The sequence below is a fragment of the Psychrobacter nivimaris genome (genome assembly GCF_043419765.1).
Taxonomy (GTDB): Bacteria; Pseudomonadota; Gammaproteobacteria; order Pseudomonadales; family Moraxellaceae; genus Psychrobacter.
On record NZ_JBHOFX010000001.1, the window covers coordinates 55,779 to 81,477 of the forward strand.

The 25,699-nt window shown below is 42.7% G+C and carries 19 protein-coding genes; 6 read left to right on the forward strand and 13 right to left on the reverse strand.

The genetic code is table 11. The features are described from left to right. Nucleotides 1-114 precede the first annotated feature (114 nt). Both ACHEVO_RS00200 and ACHEVO_RS00205 read left to right on the forward strand, forming a co-directional pair. Nucleotides 115-1,305, forward strand: coding sequence for an MFS transporter (locus ACHEVO_RS00200; RefSeq protein WP_394123454.1), 1,191 nt, complete (start codon nucleotides 115-117; stop codon nucleotides 1,303-1,305). 54 nt (nucleotides 1,306-1,359) lie between these two features. Continuing rightward, the gene (locus ACHEVO_RS00205; protein WP_394123455.1) at nucleotides 1,360-2,499 is read left to right on the forward strand and encodes an MFS transporter; all 1,140 of its coding nucleotides are present in this window, start codon (nucleotides 1,360-1,362) and stop codon (nucleotides 2,497-2,499) included. A 130-nt stretch (nucleotides 2,500-2,629) separates the two neighbouring features. Here ACHEVO_RS00205 and ACHEVO_RS00210 read toward each other — a convergent pair whose 3' ends face one another. The 7 genes from ACHEVO_RS00210 to ACHEVO_RS00240 form a co-directional block, all read right to left on the reverse strand. Beyond that, nucleotides 2,630-3,796 (reverse strand): TauD/TfdA family dioxygenase, encoded by a 1,167-nt coding sequence (locus ACHEVO_RS00210; protein WP_394123456.1) that lies wholly within the window; start codon nucleotides 3,794-3,796, stop codon nucleotides 2,630-2,632. 257 nt (nucleotides 3,797-4,053) lie between these two features. Beyond that, nucleotides 4,054-6,834, reverse strand: a complete 2,781-nt coding sequence (gene ppc / locus ACHEVO_RS00215) for a phosphoenolpyruvate carboxylase (RefSeq protein WP_394123457.1) — start codon at nucleotides 6,832-6,834, stop codon at nucleotides 4,054-4,056. Nucleotides 6,835-6,995: 161 nt separating this feature from the next. After that, complete coding sequence (locus ACHEVO_RS00220) at nucleotides 6,996-8,453, reverse strand: alanine/glycine:cation symporter family protein (protein WP_394123458.1); 1,458 nt, start codon at nucleotides 8,451-8,453, stop codon at nucleotides 6,996-6,998. Nucleotides 8,454-8,520: 67 nt separating this feature from the next. After that, the gene (locus ACHEVO_RS00225; protein ID WP_394123459.1) at nucleotides 8,521-10,008 is read right to left on the reverse strand and encodes an aldehyde dehydrogenase; all 1,488 of its coding nucleotides are present in this window, start codon (nucleotides 10,006-10,008) and stop codon (nucleotides 8,521-8,523) included. Between the two features lie 52 nt (nucleotides 10,009-10,060). After that, complete coding sequence (dapA, locus tag ACHEVO_RS00230) at nucleotides 10,061-10,924, reverse strand: 4-hydroxy-tetrahydrodipicolinate synthase (protein WP_394123460.1); 864 nt, start codon at nucleotides 10,922-10,924, stop codon at nucleotides 10,061-10,063. 100 nt (nucleotides 10,925-11,024) lie between these two features. Further along, a complete protein-coding gene (locus tag ACHEVO_RS00235; RefSeq protein ID WP_394123461.1) occupies nucleotides 11,025-12,287 on the reverse strand; it encodes an NAD(P)/FAD-dependent oxidoreductase in 1,263 nt (420 codons plus the stop codon). A gap of 69 nt (nucleotides 12,288-12,356) precedes the next feature. Further along, complete coding sequence (locus ACHEVO_RS00240) at nucleotides 12,357-13,346, reverse strand: proline racemase family protein (protein WP_394123462.1); 990 nt, start codon at nucleotides 13,344-13,346, stop codon at nucleotides 12,357-12,359. A 234-nt stretch (nucleotides 13,347-13,580) separates the two neighbouring features. Between ACHEVO_RS00240 and ACHEVO_RS00245 the strand changes: the two genes are divergently transcribed. Then, nucleotides 13,581-14,378: a helix-turn-helix domain-containing protein gene (locus ACHEVO_RS00245; RefSeq protein ID WP_394123463.1), complete on the forward strand. Its 798-nt coding sequence runs from the start codon at nucleotides 13,581-13,583 to the stop codon at nucleotides 14,376-14,378. Nucleotides 14,379-14,420: 42 nt separating this feature from the next. Here ACHEVO_RS00245 and ACHEVO_RS00250 read toward each other — a convergent pair whose 3' ends face one another. Beyond that, on the reverse strand, nucleotides 14,421-15,686 hold the full coding sequence (locus ACHEVO_RS00250) for a tyrosine-type recombinase/integrase (RefSeq protein WP_394123464.1): 1,266 nt from the start codon (nucleotides 15,684-15,686) through the stop codon (nucleotides 14,421-14,423). A gap of 1,318 nt (nucleotides 15,687-17,004) precedes the next feature. Next, entirely contained in the window at nucleotides 17,005-17,496 is a 492-nt protein-coding gene (locus ACHEVO_RS00255; protein ID WP_394123465.1) for a hypothetical protein, read from the reverse strand. A gap of 202 nt (nucleotides 17,497-17,698) precedes the next feature. Here ACHEVO_RS00255 and ACHEVO_RS00260 point away from each other — a divergent pair, with 202 nt between their 5' ends. Then, nucleotides 17,699-18,367, forward strand: a complete 669-nt coding sequence (locus ACHEVO_RS00260) for a hypothetical protein (RefSeq protein ID WP_394123466.1) — start codon at nucleotides 17,699-17,701, stop codon at nucleotides 18,365-18,367. Nucleotides 18,368-18,503: 136 nt separating this feature from the next. On the opposite strand, the gene rhuM is transcribed toward ACHEVO_RS00260, so the two are convergent. The 4 genes from rhuM to ACHEVO_RS00280 form a co-directional block, all read right to left on the reverse strand. After that, nucleotides 18,504-18,863: a RhuM family protein gene (rhuM, locus tag ACHEVO_RS00265; protein WP_394123467.1), complete on the reverse strand. Its 360-nt coding sequence runs from the start codon at nucleotides 18,861-18,863 to the stop codon at nucleotides 18,504-18,506. 185 nt (nucleotides 18,864-19,048) lie between these two features. Further along, nucleotides 19,049-19,792: a M90 family metallopeptidase gene (locus tag ACHEVO_RS00270; protein WP_394123468.1), complete on the reverse strand. Its 744-nt coding sequence runs from the start codon at nucleotides 19,790-19,792 to the stop codon at nucleotides 19,049-19,051. A gap of 174 nt (nucleotides 19,793-19,966) precedes the next feature. Beyond that, nucleotides 19,967-22,021 (reverse strand): autotransporter domain-containing protein, encoded by a 2,055-nt coding sequence (locus ACHEVO_RS00275; RefSeq protein ID WP_394123469.1) that lies wholly within the window; start codon nucleotides 22,019-22,021, stop codon nucleotides 19,967-19,969. A 224-nt stretch (nucleotides 22,022-22,245) separates the two neighbouring features. Further along, on the reverse strand, nucleotides 22,246-22,830 hold the full coding sequence (locus ACHEVO_RS00280; RefSeq protein WP_394123470.1) for a TetR/AcrR family transcriptional regulator: 585 nt from the start codon (nucleotides 22,828-22,830) through the stop codon (nucleotides 22,246-22,248). Nucleotides 22,831-22,949: 119 nt separating this feature from the next. Between ACHEVO_RS00280 and ACHEVO_RS00285 the strand changes: the two genes are divergently transcribed. Together ACHEVO_RS00285 and ACHEVO_RS00290 are read left to right on the forward strand one after the other, a co-directional pair. Then, the gene (locus ACHEVO_RS00285) at nucleotides 22,950-24,389 is read left to right on the forward strand and encodes an NAD(P)-binding protein (RefSeq protein WP_394123471.1); all 1,440 of its coding nucleotides are present in this window, start codon (nucleotides 22,950-22,952) and stop codon (nucleotides 24,387-24,389) included. Between the two features lie 38 nt (nucleotides 24,390-24,427). Continuing rightward, complete coding sequence (locus ACHEVO_RS00290; RefSeq protein ID WP_394123472.1) at nucleotides 24,428-25,528, forward strand: DUF2855 family protein; 1,101 nt, start codon at nucleotides 24,428-24,430, stop codon at nucleotides 25,526-25,528. The last annotated feature ends 171 nt before the right edge of the window (nucleotides 25,529-25,699 follow it).

The window sequence follows — 25,699 nt, forward strand, 5'->3', positions numbered from 1 at the left end:
CAGTCTTATTTTTTATCTATACAGTATTTGTATGAATTAAATCATATACTATCATTTTTGTTATGGTTTGATAGGCTCTATACTTGCGGCATGATTTATTGAGCCGAGATAGCAATGGATAAGCCTGTACCCGTACTGAACCAACCGTCAAGCCAGTCGTTAAGCAGATTTATTTTACTGTTAATGACTGCCGCGATTGCCGCAACCGCCGCCAACCTTTATTACAACCAGCCAATTTTACCGCTCATCGGTCATGAGTTTGATTTAAACAACGCGCAACTGGGTAGTATTCCGGCATTGACGCAGTTTGGTTATGCGTTTGCTTTACTGTTCCTCTCACCGTTGGGCGATTCGATTGCGCGTAGACGCCTGATTGGTATTCTGTCGTACTTATTAGTAGCGGCTTGTGTTTTTGCAGCAATATCACCCAGTTTACCCGTACTGCTGCTATCGGTGTTTTTGATTGGTGTCAGCGCCAATATTACCCAGCAGCTCATTCCGTTTGCCGCTTCCATGGTGTCTCCTGAAAACAAGGGCGCAACCCTTGGTACTCTGATGATGGGATTGACCATTGGTATTCTATTGTCCCGAACTTTAAGTGGATTTGTAGGGGAGCAATTCGGTTGGCGCAGCGTGTTTGTGATGTCTGCAGCACTTGCCGCTGTCTTTGGGGTATTACTGCGGATATTTTTGCCAACCAATACGCCGCATACCACACTGCGTTACTTTCCGCTTATCAAAAGTAGCTTGTCACTATTTATAAAACACAAATCCCTGCAAAAATTCACCCTTGTAGGTGCATTTTGGTTTGCCTCATTCAACGTACTATGGGCAACGCTCGCGATTTATGTCAGCGATGCGCCTTTTAATTACAATGCACAGCAAGCAGGACTATTTGGTGTGATTGCGATGGCAGGAGTGATAGGGGCTAAATCCTCTGGTAAATGGGTCAATAAATTGGGTTCTAAAACCTTAGTGATGATGGCATTGGCACTGGCTGCCATAGGCTTTGCTATTACAGGATTGTTCGCAGGTAATTTGGTGTCGCTGATTGTCGGTATTATCTTAATCGATTTTGCTGTATTCAGTGCGCAAGTGGCCAATCAGGTTCGCGTCTTTAGTATCGATCCCGCCGCCCAAAGCCGCATCAACGGTATTTATATGTTGGGTTACTATACAGGCGGGGCACTGGGGTCTATGGCGGGTGTCAAAGCTTTTGCCCTATACCAGTGGCCAGGAGTGGTGGTGGTCAGCATCGTCTTTATCATCATCAGCGCAATATTCAATTCATTCGCCAAAAAATAAGTGATATCAGTACAGTTATACCAGTAATAGATATCGAAACGACTAGGGAAACATATGAACCAATTAAAAACCGCAGGCAGTCTTACCTTACTGTGTATTGCCAGTTTGACCATTATGGTCGGCACATTACTGGCACCCGGCTTGGTTAGCATTTCGGCAGGCTTGGGTATTACCGGCAACAGCGTGCTATTAATCACTTTTCCGTCATTGGGTGCGGTGGTATTTGCGCCACTGGCTGGCAAGTTAATCGATAAATATGGCGCGTACAAACTCTTGATGATTGGTTTGTTTTTATACGGACTTGCAGGTGCCAGTGCTTATCTTCTACATGGACCAGCACAGGTGTTTAGCAATCGGTTTCTATTGGGTGGTATAACGGCAGTCGTCATGGCGAGCTGTACGGTACTAATCTCTACATGGTATCAGGGGGAGGCTCGCTTAAAGATGATTGCCAAGCAAGGCATGTCCATTGAGCTGGGCGGGGTCATATTCTTATTTTTAGGTGGCTTGCTGGCCTCACAGTTTTGGGCATTACCGCTATCGATTTATTTGATTGCGTGGGTATTCTTAGCCATGCTACTACTGTTTGTACCACGGCATCATGCAACTGCTGTAAGCCATGAGCAGATTAATGAGGACGATAGTAAAACTATTATTAGTGGTCTATCTCTAAAAAATGTGTATCTTATCTCAACTTTAGCGATGACCATATTTTTCACCTCAACCGTGTTATTACCAATTACCATGCATGAGTTGAGCTATAACGAATCACAAATCGGTCAACTATTGGCATTTATCTCTTTGGTTGCTGTCGTTACCGCAGGCTTTATGCCAAAAATCATCAAATGGTTAAATGAACCCAAAGTATTAGCACTGGCATTTTTAGCGTTTGCGTTGTCGTATATTTGCTTTACGCAAACCAGTGCCTTGCTATTAGCATTAGGCGCGCTATTGATCGGCATTGGCTTTGGTTTTAGTATTCCGCTGCTGAACCATATGACCGTCGAGCTAAGTGCTGCTAAAGTACGTGGCCGTAACTTATCTTACTTTACGATGGCAGTGTTTTCGGGTCAGTTCTTCACATCATTTATGGAGTACATGCCGGGCGGCGCGCACAACGTGTTTACTATGTGTAGCGTGTTCAGCGTCATTATTAGCATAGTTTTATTTGTGAAAGGTCGTAAAGCTGCTTGATAGAACGTTTATACTTTCCATGAGGGAACATGAAGGAAGCAGATTAGAGTCATCAACAGACACTGAGCCAAGCACTGATGCTGTTGCTATTTATATTACAATCACAACATCAGTTAGCTTGCGGATAGCTTTAAGCCAGTTGCTTTTTGAGCGTTCGTAAACGGCTTTTAAATTCTGAGCGGTCAACATAACAGCCTTTGAGACGACGCTCACCGACGTTTTCATCAAATGCGTTACGCCCATGCAGGACTCGGCGGTTATCAAAAACCACCATTTGACCAGCCGCTAGTTTTAACTCAATCTTATAGCGACTGTCTTTTAATCGAGCCATCAGCTCTCGATAAGCAAGGTAGTAGTCGTACATAACGTCGCTTGGCAAATCAAAAACATCTGCAAGATGGGCGTTGTATTTGATTTCCACAATATTACCAAAGTTGTCTAGATTGATGACGGGGTGGTGCTCACGGATATCATGGGCAGTGTCATGAAAACGAAAGGGGATGGCATATTCGGCAAGCAAGCGAAAATACTCCGGCTGCTCTTCTCGTAACCCTTCTAACACCTTTAACCCATCCACAAAAGTAGATTCACCACCTATGCTTTCATTACTCAAAAAATGCAAAAATTGATAACCTGGAGGTAATTCCTGATTTGGCAAGTCGGTATGCAAAGGTAATGAAAGTGACGTATAAGCCAAATTAATCGGCGACTTCTCTGATATCACATCAAAGGTCATGCCAAAATTAGTTTGCCGCAGATAATCGACTCGCATGGCGGTCTGTACGCCAGCATCAGAGTCATCTGGCATATTATCGATAATGGTAAGCCCATGTTTATCCAGCGCACTCATCCACTCATATAAAGCGCTGTCACTGGTCATGATGCTCTGTTGGTCATACATCGGAATGTGGTCAATAAATGTGCCATCCCAACTTTCATAAGGACTGCTATGATCCTTGGCCAATGCACTAGAATACCCAAAATCACGTAACCAACTTTGATCGAAGTGGCTGATATGCGCCTGTTCTGACCATTCAATCGTCAGCGTTGTCTGATCAAAAGAGACAGAGAGTGGATGGATATCTTTTGAGACACTCAGTAAATCAAAGCTACGCTCGCCAGTGTGCGGGTGAAAAGCAGATGGGCAATTATCACGCAGCCAGATATAGTGGTACGTACTGTCGATACCATCATTCCAGCGTATTTGAATGGCGCGATCAATGAGCGCAAAGGATTCTATTTGGTAGTCAGTTGCTACGGCGATGTCTAGAGATGGTGTTGATTGAGGCGTTTCCATTGGAGCAGACCCTACGTATACATGAAGTAAAAATATATTTTACGGTATCTTGTTCGGATCGGTTATTCAAACAATGAATTACGAATCACCTAATAGGCAATATCAATCAACGCAGTACTAAACTGCGATTGATATCTGGCGAGATATTTTTTGAAGGGTTTTGAATAATATTAAGGCTTCGCGAACGAAGCCTTAATATTTGCGACAATTGGTATAAGCTTTTTATTTATCCGAAAGCTAATTATCGAAAAGCTACCTTAACCAGTATTTCGTAACCCTGCAGCTAGCGCATTGATACTACGGATTAATGGATCTTCTACATTAAGGTCGCCATGTGCCGAATCGTTCAGGGTGTCCTGTTGCCTGGCACGCTTTAACAGCTCAATCTGGATATAGTTAATAGGATCTAGATAAGCGTCTCGCCATTGCAGGGATGAAGCAAGGTTTTGCTGATTGGATAATAAAGAATCTTGCTCAAGCAGAGAGTTGAGACCTGAATTGGTCAGCGTGTGTTCATCGGTGACCGCTGTCATGATTTTTTCGCGTAACGGCTCATCATCACATAGTTGGCTATAAGCCTCGGCAATATTCATATTGGCTTTGGTAAAAGCCATCTCGATATTACTGATAAACACGCTAAAGAAAGGCCAATGCTTATTCATCTCTTTCATCAATGCTTCGTCTTTTTTGACGCTATCTAGCGCACTACCAACGCCATACCAAGCAGGTAGGGTAAAGCGTGCCAATGACCAGCCAAATACCCAAGGAATCGCTCGCAAGGTGGTCTTACTTGGTAGGCCTTTTTTGCGATGAGCAGGACGTGAGCCAATGTTTAACAGAGATATTTCTTGTACTGGGGTGACCTCGGAATAGAATTTATAAAACCCTTCGGTACGATCGGTCAGCTCGCGATAACGCTGTTCGCCAGCATCTGCCAGCTGTGCAAACAAGGATTCATACTCTGGCAACTCAGTCGGTTGCACCACAAACCTTGAAGAGCAGGCTTTGAGTGTACCCGTGATTGCCATGGTCAGCTCAAACACAGCAGTATCTGTATTGGCATACTTGGCATAGAGCACTTCGCCTTGCTCAGTTACTTTAATCTGACCATGTAGCGTGCCAGCTGGCTGTGCAGCAATGGCTTTGTGTGTTGATCCACCACCACGGCTCACAGAACCGCCACGACCATGGAACAAGCGTGTTTTTATACCATATTGCTCAGCAATGTTATTAATGGTTTGCTGTGCACTATAAAGCTGCCATGCAGAGGTGATAATACCGCCGTCTTTTGATGAGTCTGAATAACCCAGCATAATCTCTTGCGTGTTATCCGTGTTCCGTAGCAGTCCACGATATAGTGGATTATCTAATACGGCAGGCAAGATTTTATCGATATTTTTGAGATCTTCGATGGTTTCGAACAACGGCGCAACTGGCAAATCAGCAGACAATTGACCTTCGTCATCAATTCTGCATAAGCCTGCAAACCGCATGAGCAGCAACACTTCTAGTAGCTGGCTAGCATTATTGGTCATCGAGATCACATAGCTACCAAAAGTAGCCTGTCCCACCAGTTTGCGTAGAGTGGCGACCGAATTCATCAGTGACAATTGCTCACGCGTTTTGTCTGTCAGGTTATCAGTATAGATAAGCGGCGTGCCTGGTTTTTCTAGCAAGCGCGTCAACCACTCTTGACGTTCGGTTTCGCTTAGCGTTTGATAATCAGGCAGGTTGGAGGCACTAGCAAAGATATCGGCAATCACTTCGCCATGATATGACGACTCTTGACGGATATCGAGCGCCGCCAAATGAAAGCCGCAAGTTTTGACCAAACGAATGACATCTAGTAGTAATCCTTCTGCGTGTGCCGTATCGTGTGTATTGACACTTTGGCGGATAATGCGCAGATCTTCTAGTAACTCTTCTGGATTGGCATAGGCATCCTTTTCGGCCTCGATATCCGTACCTTTACTTTGGATGCGGCGATTGGTGGCTTTAACTTTAGTCAGAATGATAGAGAGCAGGCGACGATATGGCTCATTGCCATAGTCATCGAGGTTATAGTCAAACACCCGCTGATCGAGCTCATCATAACTTTTGATCTTGGCATATACGTCAGGTGAAACGGTGACAATGGTGTCACTATGAATCAGCTGGCGGCGCAGCTTTTTGAGTAGCACCTGATAGTGACGCAGCACGGTATCAGCATGCATCAATACGGCAAGTTCTGTGGTCTCAAAAGTCACAAAAGGATTGCCATCTCTATCGCCACCAATCCATGAACCAAAGCTCATAAACGCAGGCAGTGGATAGTCTGTGAGCTCTGGATAGATATCGACAATGGCTTTTTTGATATTACGATACACTTTAGGAATGGCATTGAACAAACTGGCATTAAAGTAATGCAAGCCATTGTTAATCTCATCATATACCAATGGCTTACGGGTGCGCACTTCGTCAGAAGACCATAATAGATCAATCGTTTGCGCAGTTTGCTCTTTGGCTTGCTCGTAGGCGAAGCTGTTTTCAGACACGTTGTTTAAAGCGTCGCTATGCGTGAATAGACTTTGTAAGATATTCATCGTGGTACGGCGACGCGCTTCGGTAGGATGCGCCGTGAAAACAGGTGTAAATTTTAGCTGATCAATCAGCTCTTGCATTTGAGCGGGCTCGATATTGCGCTCACGACACTCAAGTAAGGTACGACGAAATGATCCTTCCCAGCTTTGCTCAGACTGCATACGCTGCGCATGACGCTGCTCACGCAAGTAATTCTCTTCGCTTAGATTGGCTAGGAAAAAATAGATAGAAAAGCCGCGTATGACGTTTTTTAAGGTTTGATTGTCCAAAGAAGCAATAAAATCGATAAGCTGCTGTTTATGTGCCTCATTCGGCTCACGACGCTGTTGAATAAAGCCCTTGCGCAGCGTCTCAATCGTATCTAGCGTCTGCTCACCAGATTGGCGAGAAATAGCATTACCTAATAATGAACCCAACAAGCTGGTGCGTTTACGTAGTACGTTGTTATCTAGTGTCATCTTCAACCTTCCTATCAAATGAGTGGATACAATACTATGGTTATCTTATACGTAATATCCTTATGGTTTTTTGCAATTTAACATAAATAGGTGAGGCCTGCTTGATGTTGATAGCAACTTTTTTTGCTAGCAGATATTAGCAGACCTCTAATGCACTATTATTAGAGCGATTTTTTGTGACCATGCTCATTGCTATATTCTATCCAAAAGTCCGCATTATCCACTCCAGCCTTTCTAGGGTCAAAGACAGGGTTTATACCTAATTTCATCTGCTCGTCGTAGTCTTTTAGAACTTTTAGAGCAACTTTACTTAGAAGTAAAATAGCAATGAAATTCAAGTAGCACATACTGCCAAACCCTATATCACCTAACGCCCACATCATACCGATTGACTGAACACTACCAGTGAAACAAACGATTAAAAAGACCAGTTTGAGTACATGCTTAAGAATGGGGTAGCGCAGTTTATTGTCCAAATAGACCAACGTAGTTTCGGCGATATAGTAATAAGCAACCAAGCAGGTGAAAGCGAATAAAAAGATAGCAATCGCAACAAAACCACTTCCATACTGGTTAAAGACAGTAGATACGGCGGCTTGGGTAAATGCCGTACCAGCTTCAATACCCGGCATATTATCAACTAGGGTTATACCTTCAGGGGTCACCACGTTATACATGCCAGTTGATAGAATCATCAACGCTGTTGCAGTACAGACAAGCACCGTATCGATGTAGATAGAGAAGCTTTGCACTAAGCCTTGTTTGGCAGGATGTGATACCTCTGCTGCCGCTGAGCTAAAGGTCGCCTCGCCAGCACCCGCAACGTTTGAGAAAACAGCACGGCGTACGCCCCAAGAGATTGCGGTCCCAACCATACCACCAAACACTGCATCCATACCAAAAGCGCTTTTAAAGATAAGTGCAAACATTGCAGGGATATTTTGAGCGTTAAATGCCAATACAATCACCATCATAAGAATATAACCGATTGCCATGACAGGTACGACTTTTCCTGCAAAATTAGCAATACGCTTCACACCGCCAAATATAATGATACCTAGTAGTACGACAAGGATAATTCCTGTTACAACGGGTGGTATATTAAATGCTGTATTAAAAGAGTCCGCAATGGTATTGGCCTGAACACCAGGCACTAACACGCCGTAAGATAGACAGGTCACGATAGCGACGATGATAGCAAAAGGTTTTAGCTTTAATCCTCTTTCAATATAAAAAGGGGAGCCGCCACGATATTGATCGCCGACCTTATGTTTGTATACCTGCGCTAAGGTAGACTCAATAAAAGCACTAGCACCACCTAACACACCCATGAAAATCATCCAAAATACCGCGCCAGGGCCACCTGCTGCAATGGCTGTTGCAACCCCAGCGATATTACCCACACCAATACGTCCTGATAGCGCCATACAGAAAGCTTGGAAGGAGCTAATCCCAGCTGATGAGCTTTGTTTGTCGAACAACAGCCTAATCATTTCTTTGAAATAACGGATTTGTACGGCACGAGTCATAATCGTAAAATATATGCCGACACCTAACGCAAGATAAACTAGGGCGTCACTCCAAATATACCCGACGATAGTATTGATGATATTTTCCATAACTTTACTTCCTTGTAGTGTTTTCGGTTATGCTGACTTGGGCGTGGATAGCGGACAATGTCAGTTTTTAGTTCACCAACCAGATAGTTTTGGTTTGGGTATACTGGGACAACGCCTCTAAGCCATTGTCACGACCGCCGAAGCCAGATTGTTTATAACCACCAAAAGGTGTCGTAATATCACCCTCAGAAAAACCATTAATCGAGACGGTACCAGCTTTAATAGCGGATGCCACGCGGAATGCGCGATGGATGTTTTGTGTATAGAAGGATGCAGCAAGCCCATAATTACTCTGATTGGCGAGCTGAATAGCTTCCTCTTCGGTTTCAAAACTTGTGACAGCTAAAAGTGGGCCAAAAACTTCTTCTTTAAACAGCGTCATATCCGGGCTGACATTATCAAAGATGGTAGGCTCGATATACCAGCCACTACCGAGTTCATCGTGGATACGTCCACCTGCGATCAAACGAGCACCCTCCGTTTTTGCAGTATTGAGATGCGATATTACCTTTTCAAAATGCGCCTTTTCGATCATTGGGCCAATAGCGACCTCGGGATCGTAAGGATGACCAACCTTCCAAGACTGAAGACCTTTTTTTAATAGCGTTAACAATGCTTCTTTTTGGCTAGAATGGACAAGTAGACGCGAACCACAGCTACAGTTTTCGCTCATATTCCAAAAAGCAGCGGATAAAATATGCTCGATGGTTTGTTCATTGATAATGGCATCCGCAAAAACGATTTGAGGGCTTTTGCCACCACACTCTAAGACCACTTCCTTGAGATTGCTTTGTGCAGAGTACTGTAGAAACAGTCGACCGACTTCGGTTGATCCTGTAAAAGAAACCATATCAACATCCATATGCTGACCGAGTGCCGCACCTACTTCTTCACCAAGCCCACAGACTAACTGCAACGCCGCTTTTGGCACGCCAGCCTCGTACGCCAATTGTGTTAATCGATATGCTGAGAGCGAGGTCAATTCAGCAGGTTTAACAATGACTGAGTTGCCGGTTATTAATGCGGGTGCAACTTTCCATGCATACATTTGTGCTGGGAAATTCCATGGTAGTACCGCACCCACTACACCGATAGGCTCTTGTACCACAAGGCCTAGTGCATCAGCACCAGTAGGAGCAACCTTGCCAAAAACTTTATCAGCCGTTTCGGCGTACCATTCAAAGGTTTCAATCGTAGCGGGCAGGTCAGTGTTGAGACATTCCGTAATAGGCTTGCCTGCATCGACGCAATCTAAGGCAGCTAACTCATCCATATGCTCATGCATCAATTGACACCAGCGCTGCATGATAGCTTTGCGCTCTGCAGGAGACATCCGTCGCCACTCACCATGTTCAAAAGCGTCTCGGGCTGCCACGACCGCCGTATTAACATCTTGCTGACTTCCATTAGCAATACTACCTATGCAGGTATTATCAATAGGGCTGTAGTTAGGGAGTGTTGTCTCGGATACTGGTGCTGTGGTATCTATTAAATGGCCTGCCCAAAGCTGTTGGTTGCTGGCGAGTTCGAAGACTTGCGCTGTGGTCATACTCATTAGATTGTCCTTTTCTATACAATGGTAGGAACGATAAGAATGGTGCGATATATCAAGATAGGAGTGCTAAAAATAACTGAGTCTCTTCTTTTGACATATCAGTCAAAGGTAGTCGTACTGACCCAACATTGATGCTCCCGTTAATGCAGCCTACTTTGGCTTTTTGGTTATAGTTTCCAGACTCCATAGAGTGGATAGCAGGATACATGGCTGTCATCAGCTCCTTAGCATGGTTCCAATCGCCTTTTTGTGTGGCTTCAAACAATGCGACTTGTTCTGCTGGAAATACGTTAGCCGCACCAGCGATCCAGCTCTTAGCACCCCAAAAGAAGAAATCTACTGGTTGGTCGTCACAACCACAAACCACTTCAAAGTTTTCAAAATCAGCCTGTAGCATACGTAATGCATGGCTAAAATCGCCGCTGCTTTCTTTGACACCTACAATATTGGGATGTTTGGATAAATGCGCGACGGTTTCAAACTCAATGCTTACACCGACGCGTGCTGGAAAATTGTACATAATGATAGGTAGGTCAGTGGCATCAGCGACGGTTTCAAAATGCGCAATAATACCGTCTTGGTCTGGTAGGCTATACGGATTGGCTGATAACATTAGGCCGTCGTAGCCCAAATTGTTGGCTTGATGAGCAAGTTCGATAGAATGATTGGTCGATAAACTGTTGATACCTGCAATCAGAGTGACTTTGCCTTTGGCAGCAGCAGCGATAGTGGTCAAAACCAGTTCACGCTCTGCAGGCGAGAACGTGTAGTATTCACCAGTTGTACCGCAAGCTACGATTCCGGTAACGCCTTTTTCTATGAATACATTGACCAGTTCGGTCAATTTTTGAGTATCAATATCTCCATTAACATCGAAAGGAGTAACGATAGGGACTAAAACGCCATGAATGTTCATATAAATATCCTTATTTGGAAGTAAAGGCCGTTAGTAAGCCATGAGCTGTTAGCGACATTGTTGGTTCTATGAGTTGTCATAGAGATAAAATGTTCGATTATTATTTAAAATACTTACGTTTGAAGCGGTTTAGACGATAGGCAGTAGGATCTACCATGGCAGTATCGCCAAAATACAAAGCCGCGATCATCTGTGCGCTTACGACAGCTTGGGTCAGACCTAGATGCTGATGACCAAAGTTTAAAAAGACTGAATTACGTCTATCTATGATTGGTAGTGAGTCTGCTGTAGAAGGTCTAAACCCCATCCATTGCGCATTTCTCTCACTATCTAGTGGGGTGTTTAGCATTGCTTGAGCTTGTTTTAACAGCATATTCGCACGGTTCATGTTTGCTGGCGCCTCAAGTCCTGCATACTCAACAGTGCCAGCCAAGCGCAGCCCTTTTTCCATTGGTGTCATAATAAAGCGGCGATCCATGCTAGAAATAGGGATGTTGAGACGCTGACTTTCGTTAGGAAGCATCAGGTGATAGCCTCGCTCTGTATCCATTGGTACTGAGACGCCTGTTAGCTGTTTGGCTAAGGCTTTAGAATGCGCCCCTGCTGCAAGCATAATTTTGCTGGCATGAAGCTGCTTTTGTGTCGTCGTCAAACGAATACCATCAGTTATTACTTCCGCGCTCAGAACACGGCAATTTTCATAAATTTGACCACCAAGCGATCTAAAAATAGTGCTTAATTTATGGGTAATGGCTTCTATATTGGTGATATGACCTGTCTCTGGAAAAAACAAAGCACCCAGTTGATTGTCTTTTAATGCAGGCTCAAGATCTGTCAGTGCTGACTGTGAGAGTAGGTTGTTAGAAACCCCTAAACTATTTAAGCGTTGACCGTGTTCAGTCAGCACTTTTAGGCTGTTGGGCGTCTCTGCGGTTAATACAGATCCTTGTATTTGTACCCAAGAATGTAACTGCCACTCTTTGGCAAAATCTTGCCAAGCTTGAAGGCTCTGTGCATTTAATGCCAAAAGCGCTTGGTGACTGCGTGCAAATGGTTCGGTACGCATATTAAGTAATAACTTGAATGCCCATGGTGCTAAGCGTGGAAGGTAGCGCCAATCTATACGCAGAGGTCCTTCAGGGTTGAGTAGCATGGCAGGAACATGTCGTAAGATACTGGCATCAGCGATAGGGAAAACCTGTTCAGTGGCAATGTGACCTGCGTTGCCATAAGTTGCACCGCGACCGATTTTATCCGCTTCCAAAATCGCAACTTTTACCCCACGAGACTGTAGGGTAACCGCAGCACATAGCCCGATAATGCCACCACCGATGATATGTATATCAAACACTTGTGTGTCCATGAGAGTCTCGCTTTTCTGACCTTGCTGAGCAGTGATTGGTTACTTCCTAGAAGCCATATAAACTGGTATCTATAAAGAAATACCCCATTTGAACGGATCGCTGTCTTGAACGATGAGAGAGGTCTCTGCACATACGTAGGCGTACCCTCGGATCGTGGGGATAATAGTATTGATAGGGTGGTTATGAAGAGGGCTATGATTACTAAGTACATCAATAGGCTGATAGCTGGCACTAAAGACACTGCCAATGATGCTTTGCTGATACCAAGTCTCACCAGGTGCGAGTACATTGTCTGCGGCTAAGCAAGCCAATTTGGCACTGGTTCCAGTACCACAAGGAGAGCGATCGTAGGCAGATCCAGGGCATAATACGAAGTTTTTGCTGTTAGTGCCGGCGAGATCGCTCTTGCCAAACAGTTCTATATGATCAATTTCGCCATTGTTAGCACCCATGATTCCAGACTTATGAAGAGCTTTTTTGATCTGTATGCTAAATTGAGTAAGCGCCTCAACATTATTGGCTTCAATAGCTTGCTTATGATCGTTGACTAAGAAAAACCAATTACCACCCCAAGCGATATCTCCATAGATAGGACCGATATTGGGTACTTGAACTTCTACTTGTTTTTGGTAGCGATAAGAGGGGACATTCTGGACGCTACAACTACCATCATCATGCAAGGTTGCTTTAACTAGACCTACGCTTGTTTCTAGATAGTGATCACCAGCGGTTATTTTTTGTTGATAAGCTAGAGATGCAATAACGCCGATAGTGCCATGGCCACACATACCTAAATAGCCATGATTATTAAAGAAGATCACGCCAGCCGTGGCACGAGGATCGGAAGGCGGGCATAAAAGCGCTCCGACAAGCACATCATTACCACGAGGTTCTAGGATAATACTTTGACGTAAATGATCGAAATTCTGTTTGAAGTCCTGAAGTTTTTCTTGAATAGATTGCCCACTAAGCTCAGGAAATCCTTCATACACCATACGAGTAGGTTCACCGCCAGTATGCGAATCAATAATCTTAAGAGTGAAAAGCGTATCAAACATGACTGCCTACCTGATTCATCCGTGAGTTAATATACTGTTAGCGTTATTCATAAATGAACAAGGCGTAAATATAGAATGACGTTTTTCAGAAAAGCAGTCTTGATGTTTTTATATGAATAAATGCGCATTTCTGCACAGGTTATAAAGATATTTAGGAGTATAAATATTGTGTAGCACCCTAAAATACCTGAAAAGCTCAACGACAAGCTTGAGATGCTATATGGGAATATACCGATGCGGCCGTTAGTATTAGAAACACCTACAAAACAACTGTCAAAACACCTACAGGCTTATCAACCAGCCAATTTCGATGAGTTTGTTGGTAATATATCATTATTGATGCCTTTGTTTGATACTATGAAAAATGTGGTGTTCTTTGTTAAAGATGACCAAGCATGCTATCGATTAGTCAGTAAAACGCTCATTAAACGTAGCGGGCTCAAAAACAAAAAAGCACTAATAGGACTGACTACAGAGCAAGTGTTTTTGAAGTCTCAAGGCAAGGATTATCTCAATCAGGATCTGAGAGTATTAAAGGAAGGCAGGGAGATTATTGATAAACTAGAACTTCATAGTTATGCATCAGGACAGCTGGGATGGTGTATCACGCAAAAAATCCCCGTCTATGATATAAAAAATCATATTGTAGCAATGGTAGGTATATCAGTAGATATTGATGAAGATAACGAGCGGATATTACGCAAACACGCTCGATTGGCAAGCGTAGATCAATACGTACGAGACAATCTTGATCAAAAAATTAATATTGGTCAATTGGCGAAATTGGCAAATCTTAGTCAATCGCAATTGGAGCGTACCTTCAAAGCAGTGCTCAATATGTCACCCATTCAGTTTGTACAAAAAATGCGCTTAGAGCATGCCATTCGACTATTAGCGAATCATAAGCTAACAGTAACTCAAGTCTCCTTAAACTGTGGATACGGTGATCATAGTGCCTTTAGTCGACAGTTTAAGCAGTTTACTGGCATGTCTCCTGTGAACTTCCGTAAAATACATTTCAAAGAGCCATAAATAAAAGCAAAAAAATATGGTTCTTGATTCTAAAATAACTCTCTAACGACTCCGAAGCTCATCTATATAATCTGCCCAATCTTGCATCATCTGTACCCTAGTATCGATTTCATCGAGTCTGTTGTAAGCCCCGCCATGTGTGTCTTTTATCCTGTGACCTAGCTGTAATTCTGTGACGATGTCAGAATAGCGTAGCTCAGGCTGTTCCATGAGCAAAGTTTTAGCGGATGCTCGAAATCCATGCGCACACTGCACATCTTTGTATCCAAGCCGGTGGAATATCTGTACCAACGTCGCTTTACTAATATAAGCATTGCTTGAACCGCGCATCGACGCAAATACATGCTCTTTATGCCCTGTAATTGACTGAATGTTTCGTAATCGAGAAATCACTTGCGTGGCCAAAGGAACAACTAAGTGCGAGACCATATCGTCACGACCTTCGCCTTTGGTCGGGGAGAATGCCCATGTATTAGTATCCCAATCGATGTCATCCCAACGCATCGAGCGCAGATCGATACTACGTACAAACACATAAGGTAATAAGTTCATTGCCTCTAATGTAATCTTACTTGCACCTTTAAAAGTGGACATATCCTTTAGAAGCGTCGCAAATTGATCTGGTTTGGTGATGGCTGGCAAGTGATTGCCTGAATTGGCAGGTGCAAGCTCACCACGGGTATCAATTGCCACATTTCTATCGCACAACCCTCGAGCAACAGCGAATGAAAATACCTTTTCAGTATACAAACGAGTGCTAGCACCAACGAAAGTCGCTTGATTTTCATTGTTTTGGATAGACTCACACACACTCAGTATCATCTCACTGGTGATATCGTCCATTCTTAAATCACCAATCTCTTGGCACATATATCCTAGACATAAATCCCAGAACTTGAGGGTTGACTCACTGTATGACGGTTTTTTAGATTGACTTTGATTGCGACCTGCTGTTTTGTGTTCTCGCCATGCTTTTGCAATCTCAGAAAATGGTGCGTTTTTTAGGTGAGTATATTTATTGGTTTGTTCTTTTTGCTGGATAGCTTTAGGGTCAGAGCCTTTGGCAACCATATCAAGAATGGTGTCTGCTTTATACTTAACCTCATGGAGACTGACATCCTCAATCTTACCCAACATCATCCTAGGGCGTTTGCCCTCGATATGCGGATGGGAATAACGTAAGTAGTATTCCTTTTTGCCATTTGGATAAATACGAAGACTTAAGCCAGCCACACCCGAGACGCTGACAGAATAATCTTTGTCGCGGCATTCTAGCTTGTTGATATCGTTTGCAGTGTCGATAGCCATAATATATATCCATAATATGATAATTAAAGTTAATGATAGGTTTATGATTAATGACTTACAAAAAGTCTCTTCTGCAGAAAAATATAGAAGTATTGGACACTGTCATGGACACTGATATTCGCTAGTATTTTTAGTAAAACCTTTTAAGTAAAGGTTTTTAAGACATAATTATCCCCAAGGTTCACTTGGGGATAATTATAGCATAGTGGCCAAATAGTGAGTAGGCCATACGCTGAATAGGTTACACGGCATTTCTACCAGTTATTTCGATACATAGTTAAATGCGATTATGGTATCCATGATTGATTCGGCAAGGAGTTGAGCATATTCTCTACAAAACACATGCTCCTGTACTCGCACAGAATATAAAAATCAGGGTCATAGTACTGTTCTGTGCAAATTTAGAATGCACCAATTTTGAGGGGTATATAGAAAATATATAACGACGGGCTAAATATATTAAAAAATATCAATAGATAGCTTATTCATCTTAAAAATAGCTTGGTAACAATAAATAGAAGGCTACTGTTTATGGGTAGATAAAATTTATCACTTTGCAAGAATAAATAGCGTCAGCTTTAATACATAGACAATTTGACTATCAATCTAAATTTACAGGGTTATACGTGATGACTTGGGTATAGCGTTTGAAGATTAGATAAGATTAGAAATATTCGAAGGAGTTATAACGTCTGGCTGAGTTTTTGCAATTAAATCTGGGTTGAGGATATTAGAAGATATCCAACCATACAAATGATGGTTATCAAAAATAGGCTATTAGCATATTTATATTAAAAACTTCACTAGCGAACATAAATAATAAATAAGCTATCGCAGACGAATGGCTATGATTATATCGAATAAAAAGCTAATAATACATTTGGACGTAGCCATTCGTATTTTCGCAAATCATAAAATATTAATAGCCAGTCATACAGAGCATTCAAATCTTAACGTCTAATAAAACGTTAAATGATTGACGTAATAATATGCCTGTCAGAGATGCTTAGAAGTAAAACTGATCAAGCGTAAAATATCACCCAAAAGATTCGGTTTAATTAACAGGAAAGAGTTAGTCGGTGAGAGCTAAACAGTTTGGTAGGATGTTTATATCCAGTAGCATTAGAAGTATCTGATAATCCTGATTCTATAGTTAGTAAGGCTTAAGCCTATAACCTAATGAACCATATAGACTTAATTTAACATAATATACATTATGCGAAAACAAACCAACGGTTTTAGTAGCTAAGCGAAAAACCATTTATACCATGTCATTCTTATACCTTAACTCGGATTTCATATTCGTTATAGACTTTTACTAACGACAAGTTTCAAGTAAATGCTGACGCAAAGTTTTGCCATCCCGATCTAAAACCACGTCTGCGACTTGGCAAGTTTTATCATTGTCATCACATGACAGCTCATAATAAACATCGCTACCTTGTGCCAAGCTAACCTGAACCAATCCTTGACCAGTTATTGAAAACTTTTTGTCTTGCGTATAGTCAGGATCTTGCGAGTTCCAAAGTACATCGTAATCTATATTACAGGATGTCTGAGTTTTATCAAAATATTCTTGCTCAAGTTGCATGGCTGCTTGCAAGTCAGCATTAGCGTATTGCTGCAGCACTACAGGATGACTCATGCCTTGATCATCAATATCTTGTTGGTACATTTTCGTGATAGTCGCAATCTTTATATTAGCCATGGCATTTTGTTTTTGAGCTGCTTTTGATACATCCGCTATAGCGTGACCGACAGACATCAGTCCTATGGTCAATAGTAATGTCAGCGATTTATATGTTGGCATGGTGTTCTCTGCGAGCTTCTGTCCTATAAGTGTTACCGACTATTACATCATACCTATATTCGGACTCTGCTGTATTATCGTATCATTCAGGTTTACTTACCAAAATATCGATTACATAGCGCTTTTATGGTATTTTTTACCGGTTCCCATGACAATTTATAGCGATGTTTCTTTCGCTAATAACTGTGCTAAGGATGATTTTATGATGACATTACCTGCTTTTTTTAAGGAAAAATCTGCGACATTAGTCTCTAGCAGCCTTCTGTTATTCACGCTAGCTGCGACGGGTTGTCAGTCTGCTTCTGAGTCCAGTGAAGCCATTGTATCTCAGTCAACCAGTAGCTCATCAACACCTAGTAATGCTGATATCAGTCAGCAAACTCTTAGACAGCAAGCGTTACGTATACAGCGCGCACTAGCAAATAAGGACTTTTCTAGAATCACTAATGACATCCATCCAACACGTGGCGTTCGTTTTTCGATGTACGCTTATGTACGGCCTGAATCAGATAAAATCTTTAGCCGCGGGCAATTTGCACAGTATTTACAGCAGTCTAACATTCAATTTATTTGGGGCGAAAAAGACGGCACTGGCGATCTGTTGGTTACACCGTTGCCTACTTATTTGGATACTTGGGTAGATGGCAAAAAATTCAATAGTGCTAGTATCAATGTCAATGAATTCAAAAATAATGGTAATTCTATCAACAACTTAAAACAGATATACCAAACATCAGATGTTGTAGAACTTTATTATAAAGGCACGGATGAGTATGATGGTATGGACTGGCGGGTACTGCGCTTGGTATTTGATGAGTATCAAGGCAAGCGATATCTGGTGGCTATCATTAATGACCAATGGACGGTTTAAGGTGTAGAGAAAGATTGCCCGACAACTTCTATAAGACTTGTTTAAATTGGTAGCCTACTCTATCTGGTCATAAATGCTATATGTATTCAATTAAATATATATAGCATCTTATGTTACATAGTTCTTGGTATAGTTTTTAATGACAAGCTTCGTCAGTTTTAAGCTCGGGACTTTGTGCGGTTTTTTTGATTAAGTTTAGCGCTTGTTGCAATTTAATAGAGTTCTTATCGAAGCGCTGTTGATTGAGCGTATGGCCTTGTACCAAGTATTCACGTAGGCGCTGCGTTGCCCAATCTCTAAATTGCACGCCTTGAGGAGATTTGATACGATAACCGACTGATATAACCACATCTAAATCATAAAAAGTCACCGGACGATCTGAGTTTGCAATATGCATTTTTTGCATATTGCTTTTTTCAGCGATTTCTTCATCTTTTATGGCATTGGCGATATGACGAGAAATTACTGATTGATTACGACCAAACAACTCGGTCATTTGTGCTTGTGACAGTCAGACCGTTTCTTGCTCGAAACTCACATCTACTTGCACCTTTCCATCAGCACTTTTATAGATTTCTACTTTTGCCACATTATCACTTATAGTGTTAATCACCTCAGTTCCCCCAATTCCAATATGCTGTCTTGAATACAGCTTACTATCATCATCTCTATAAATATCATTTATAACGGCGTCTGACGAAAGAATTTCACCATAATCTGATAAATATCCGGATAAGCATCAACTAGCTTTTGTGGCGTTTCAAAAAATACTTCACTGAGAACGGCAAAAAACTCCGCAGGATTGGTCGCTCCATACCGATCAAGCCCTGACTTGCGATGTGTTTGAAAATCTTCAAAATCGCGGCTCATAATCTGTGTCCAGTTTGCAGGATCCATATCAGGTTGCATCGGCGGAAAGCCATTGGCGCGGCCATTCATCATATCGAGTTTATGCACAAACTCATGAATGACAACGTTGTGTCCATCACGTTCTCCTGAGTGCTTGGCATCTTTCCATGAAAGAATGACAGGCCCTCGCAGCCATGCTTCTCCGCTACGGTGTTGACTGCCTTTGTGAACGATACCAAACTCATCTACTGTAGTGCTATCACTCTTGTACGAGCCAGGATAAATGATGATGCATGACCAACCAGCATACCAGTCAAGACCTAAGTTCAAGATAGGCAAACAGGCTTGTAGTGCAATCGATTGTCTCACAGCATTGGTAATCTCAAAACCTTGTGCACCAGTGATGGATTTATCAGCCAAAAATAACGTTGCGAGCTCAAACAGATGTAATAGCTCATCGGTACTTAATCGATCCAATATAACAATACGTTCGGCTGCCTTTTTCCAGTCAGCCTGAGTAAATTCGCTATTGTCTAGTATACGCTGTTCGCGCCAGTCTTTTATGATGCCAAACATATACGCCACCCCTATCCTTTTAATATTTCGCACACATTGGTATTACTGAATCTGAAAATTATATCGGCAATCAGCAATATGCCCTTATAATTTATATATGGAAATATATAAGCAAAAAACGCTGCTCATAAATGAATTATTGAGCAGCGCAGGCTTACATCTACACATTAAGATTTAAAATTGATATTGCAAGCCTAGTTGTACTGAGCTGTCTTTATCATCACGTGCAAAGGTGGTATCACCATTCAGATAGGCATAAACGTTTTTATGAACCTTGTTACTCACACTCAGCTCAAAACGTCCATAGTCGTCATCTTTATCTGTTTGGGTAATACTAACATTTCTCGTTTGACCGTCAGCTAAAGACGTTGTCGATAAACTGTCTGTTAAACCATCGTCGATCACATGCACGTAAGCGATTTTACTTTGAAGTTTGGCAGGCGTACCCATCAAATTAAAACCATACTGCAACTGATAACCAAGCTCTGAATCCCATGCCTCACTAGAGGTGCTATCAACCTTTAGTGCAGTACGAGAATCAGCATTGCCACTGGTATAACCATCTATGTCTGTATCACTGTAATTCAGACCCAAAAAGGCACCATGCGCGACGTTTTTCTTGATAATAAAATTATAGCCAAGCTCATTGTATGCGCTAAACACATCAGCATCAGAACTACCGCGTTCGCTATTGTTGATAATGTTGATGCCGTCATTACCATCCAGTGTTACCGTTCTATTAACATCCAAGTCATGTTTAGATAAGCTCAGAGATGTGGTGTTCCACCAAGCTGTGTCTTTTCCGCCCAATAAAGAATAGGCTTGAATGCCATAGCTTGTATCTTTTTTAATACCATTTTCTATGCCTTTATTGTTTTGATTGGCCGCTTGCACACCTGCGCCAACACGCCATCTCGGCTGTATAGTATATTCGCCATATAGACCAATATTGGCGCGAGTGCCCTCTTGCACCTCATCAGCATCCACGTAGCTTTGAGATCCATCTACCCAAACCTGAGTACGCGACTCGGAATCAAAAGGCTTCGCATCATCGAGAGTATGTAATGCCAAAGCATTGGCACGCTCAAGCACCGCTGAATGTGAGTCGGTAGCATTAATTTTTAACGCAGCACCCATCGTGTTTTGCAAATTGATGGCGCTCTTGGTTGATGCGATGATATCAGCATTGGTTTGCTCCACAATCAATCTGCTAATGATACGTGAGTAGTCTCGCATTCTTTGCGCTATGCGTTCTTCACCAAAAGCCGCAGTAAGTACTTCTTCGTTATCTAATGCAGGGTTATGCCACGTATAGCCGCCTGGAATATCTGGGTTTTCAGTTTGCGTATAACCATCATAATCAGGCCCAAGGCCCCAGTTAGTCGCTTCAAACCCGACGACCTGCATGACGCTATCAAAAGACTCCTGATCGCTACAGCAGCCAACGCCATAAGGCTCGTATGGCTCTGTCTCACCTGGTGCAATAATGGCTGGATTGACTTCTAGTGTAATACCAAGCTCTTTAGCAATGCGCAGTGCATTTTCACGCAAACTTACATTGGCAGCCACTTCGTTGCCATCATTGTCATAAGCATTTCGCCCTGCATTGGCATACATTTTGTCGCCTGTAATCAGACTGTCTAGGTTAATCATACCCAACGCTGTTGATTTTTCCGCGTCCGTTAGTTGATCAACAAACGCCCTTGAACCATTGAGACCGCCCTCCTCTGCACCAAATGCCACAAATTGGATGTCATGCTCTGTCTCAATACCTGTCAGGTTTTTGGTCAACTCAGTTAAGACGCCAGACCCAGAAGCATTATCGTCCAGTGCCTCTAGATTTGCATAGTTTGGATAGGCGACGGCAGAATCATAATGTGCGCCGACAAATAGCGTTCTGTTGGTGTCAGCCCTGCCTTTTTGGGTCACGACAACGTTATTACTCGTTAACGTCTGACCTCTGAACAAACCACGAGGCGCTACGAAATCAAACGTTTGACGATTGACTTGGTTGTTACTGCCATCGATGGTCATGCGCTGCTGCATATAATCAGCGGCTTGGACTTCTTTATCGGAACCTGTATAACGACCAGCATAATCACGGGCGAGCGTCAGCGCCGTTTCTGTACCATAATCACCGTAGTTGGCCTCTGCAAATACTTGCGAGCCTGTAAGCAGTGTCAGCGCCGCAACCACTGAAATCTTAAGCGGTGATAAATTAGTATCCAAACTGCTTCTCCTTGGTTAAAGAACTATAAACGATACTGAAAAATAACCTAAAATAATGCAGTTTACAAGATAAAAGACATATGTTTGCTTATTTGATTTTTAAGTAAAGCGATGGATTATTTAAACGCTATGTACCTACCTGCGAGCAATATTTACGAATCGCTGTTTAATATTTATTGTCACCTTCATACTGCTGATTTACCGGGTTATTCGGGAAGGCTTTATTAATACTTAGCTTTGGTTAGGTCAAAGGCATCCAACTGTACTTCAACCACACGAAGTGCCATCGTCTTCCAGTCTAGCTCCAGTCCATCGGCGAACACCACATGGTGACTGATACTGACGTACCCATGTACGATTGCCCAGATATCTAACGCTATCTGCCGACGTTGCGTCACGCTAGCATCTTCTGATAAATAAGAGCCTGCCACCCGAACCAACTTTGAAAACGCACTATCTCTGGCTGCAGTGGCCTCGATTGAGGGCTGATATCCTGCATCAGATTCCCCAAAAATCAGCCGATAATGCGCTTCATATTTCTCGCCTACATTGAGATACCCTAGGCACGCCTCTAGCACTTGCTCTTTGTTTGCTCTACCCTCTGGAATGACATCCATAGCTTCACGGACGAGATTAAATCCTTCTATGTACAGCGCATCTAGTATGCCTTGCTTACCTTTGAAATGGCTGTATATACCGATGGTGGACAGTCCTGCCCGCTTGGATATAGCGCGTACACTCAAGGCGTCCCCACCCCCTTCTAGAAAAAGCTCAGATGCGGCGTTTAGTATTTTGGTTCTGGCATCCATTAGATTCTCACTATGTCTTGACAATTATAACAGTGTTATTCTAGTATATAACACTGTTATATACAAACAATTATGAATTGATTGTATTGATAGAAACTCAACTTAAGAGTAAGGACGCTATGAGTATTCAACAGCTAGAAACGGATTATCTAATCATTGGTAGTGGCGCGGTGGGTATGGCTTTTGCCGATGTGCTGCTCACAGAAACTGATGCTAATATTATTATCGTCGATAAACATCATAAGCCAGGTGGTCATTGGAACGATGCCTATTCGTTTGTCACCTTACATCAGCCGTCGTCTTTTTATGGCGTTAGCTCACGTGAGCTTTGCGGCGGTATGATTGATAAAATTGGTTTAAATAAAGGCTTGTCCGAGCTGGCATCAGGCGCAGAAGTCATGGCGTACTTCGATAAAGTCATGAAGCACACGTTTTTACCAAGTGGCCGCGTAAAGTACTTCCCGATGTGTGAGTACCAAGGCGACGGCAAGTTTTCATCGTTGCTGTCTGATGCCAGCTATGAAGTTAAGGTCAATAAGAAAATCATTGATGGTACTTATTTTAAAACTTCAGTACCAGCAACCCATACCCCAAACTTTGAGATTGCTAAAGGTGTTAAGTTTGGCCCGCTAAATGATTTGCCGAGTCTAACCAAACCCCGTGATGGCTACGTCATCATTGGTGGCGGAAAAACAGGTATAGATGCGGTTTTATGGCTATTAGAGAATCAAATTGATCCAGACTATATTACATGGATTATGCCAAGAGATGCTTGGCTGATCGATCGTAAAAACACCCAACCCTCTCGTGATTTTTTCACCCATACTATTGGAGCACAGGCTACTCAAGCAGAAGCGATTGCTGAAGCTAAAAACATCGAAGACCTTTTTAATCGATTAGAAAAAGGCGGCGTATTAATGCGTATTGATCCAAATGTACGCCCGCAAATGTTCCATGGCGCTACCATTAGTAGTGAAGAGCTTAAGCAATTACGCCGTGTTAAAAACATTGTACGTAAAGGGCGCGTGACCCGCTTAGATACTGACAAGATTTATTTTGGTGAGGACAGCATTTCAACCACCCCCAACACCATGCATATCGACTGCTCTGCACGGGCAGTACCAGTGACAGAGACATACGATGTGTTCAAAGGTGATACTGTGGTGGTACAAACCGTACGTACCTATCAGCCTGTGTTCAGTGCCGCATTTATCGCCCACATTGAAGCCAATTACGATGACGAAACTGTCAAAAACGAGTTATGCCAAGTGGTGCCAATCCCAAATCATGATACGGACTTTTTAGTTGGGCTTGTTAAACAAATGCAGAATCAAATGCGTTGGTCAAAAGAGCCTGCGCTACGTGAATGGATGATTAATAATCGCTTAGATGGCTTCACCAAATTGGTACGAGCCAGCGAAGACACCCCGCCTGAAGAGCTGGCTATTCTTAAGCGCTTAAAAGAAGCAGGACCAAAAGCCGCTGCAAACATGCCTAAGCTCATGGGCGAAGTCATGCAAATTACGGCAGCGCGTCAAGCCAAAACTGCTAATGCTTAACCTGATGACCATAAAGTAAAATAAAAAAGGAAATAACCATGCAAGAATTTCAGACCAATAAAGAAAACCTAACCCAAGCTCGCCTGCAAGAGACGCCTGTACACACTCTAGATGATGGCGAAGTACGTGTAAAAGTCGATCGCTTTGCTTTTACTGCAAATAATATTACTTATGCAGTCATGGGCGATCAGTTACGCTATTGGCAGTTTTTTCCGCCAAACGGCAACGAGCCTGAGAAATGGGGTATTATTCCAGTATGGGGTTTTGGCGATGTCATCGAATCAAATAGCGATGCGCTACCTATCGGTGAGCGCTTATTTGGTTACTTCCCGCCCGCCAATGAATTGATCATAACACCCAAGCGAGTCACGCAGAGCAGCCTGCTGGATGGTAGTGTCCATCGTGCCGAGCTGCCGCCTGGCTACAATATGTATCAGCGCGTTAACCATGAACCAAACTATGACCGCGCCTATGACGATCAGCGCATGCTGTTGTTTGTCTTGCACCTTACCTCATTCTGCTTACATGATCTGTTGAAGAGTAATGACTGGTTTGGTGCAGAGCAAGTAGTGATTATCAGTGCATCGAGTAAGACCAGTATTGGCCTAGCCTATGGACTCACTGATGATAAAAACGCACCGCACGGTATCGGCCTCACCTCAAACCGTCATATAGATTTTGTTAAGTCAATTGACGCTTATGACAGTGTGCTTAGCTATGACACGCTAGAGCAGATTGATGCGACTAAGCCGACAGTTATTGTCGATATGTCGGCCAATACTGACGTGCTCAGTCGTCTACATAGACACTTAGGCGATAACATGCGCTATACCAGTAATGTCGGTATCACGCATTGGGACGAACCGCGCCATGTAGAAGGTATCATTCAAGAACGTAGCCAGCAGTTTTTTGCGCCCAGTCATGTACAGCAATGTATGAAAGAATGGGGCCCTGAAGAGTTCAATAAACGCTCTATGCACTACATCATGAATAGCACCGCAAAAACTAGTGCGTGGTTAAAGATTCAAGAGCTTGATGGAGTCAATGGCTTACTAGAGGTTTATAAAGATATCTGCGAAGGTAAGATAGCTGCTGATGAAGGTTTGGTAGTCGTCATAGGTGACAATGAAAAAGACTAGGCTATTAAATTTATCGACTATTTGTCATTAGCAAAATGAAAATTAAAAAGCAGAGAACCTAGTCAATAAACTCTCTGCTTTTTTGTGCTTCATACACTGACTACAGACATACGCTCTACTCATAATCTTTAAGCTTAAAAGCTGTGGTTTACACTGTAGTTTACATTGTGG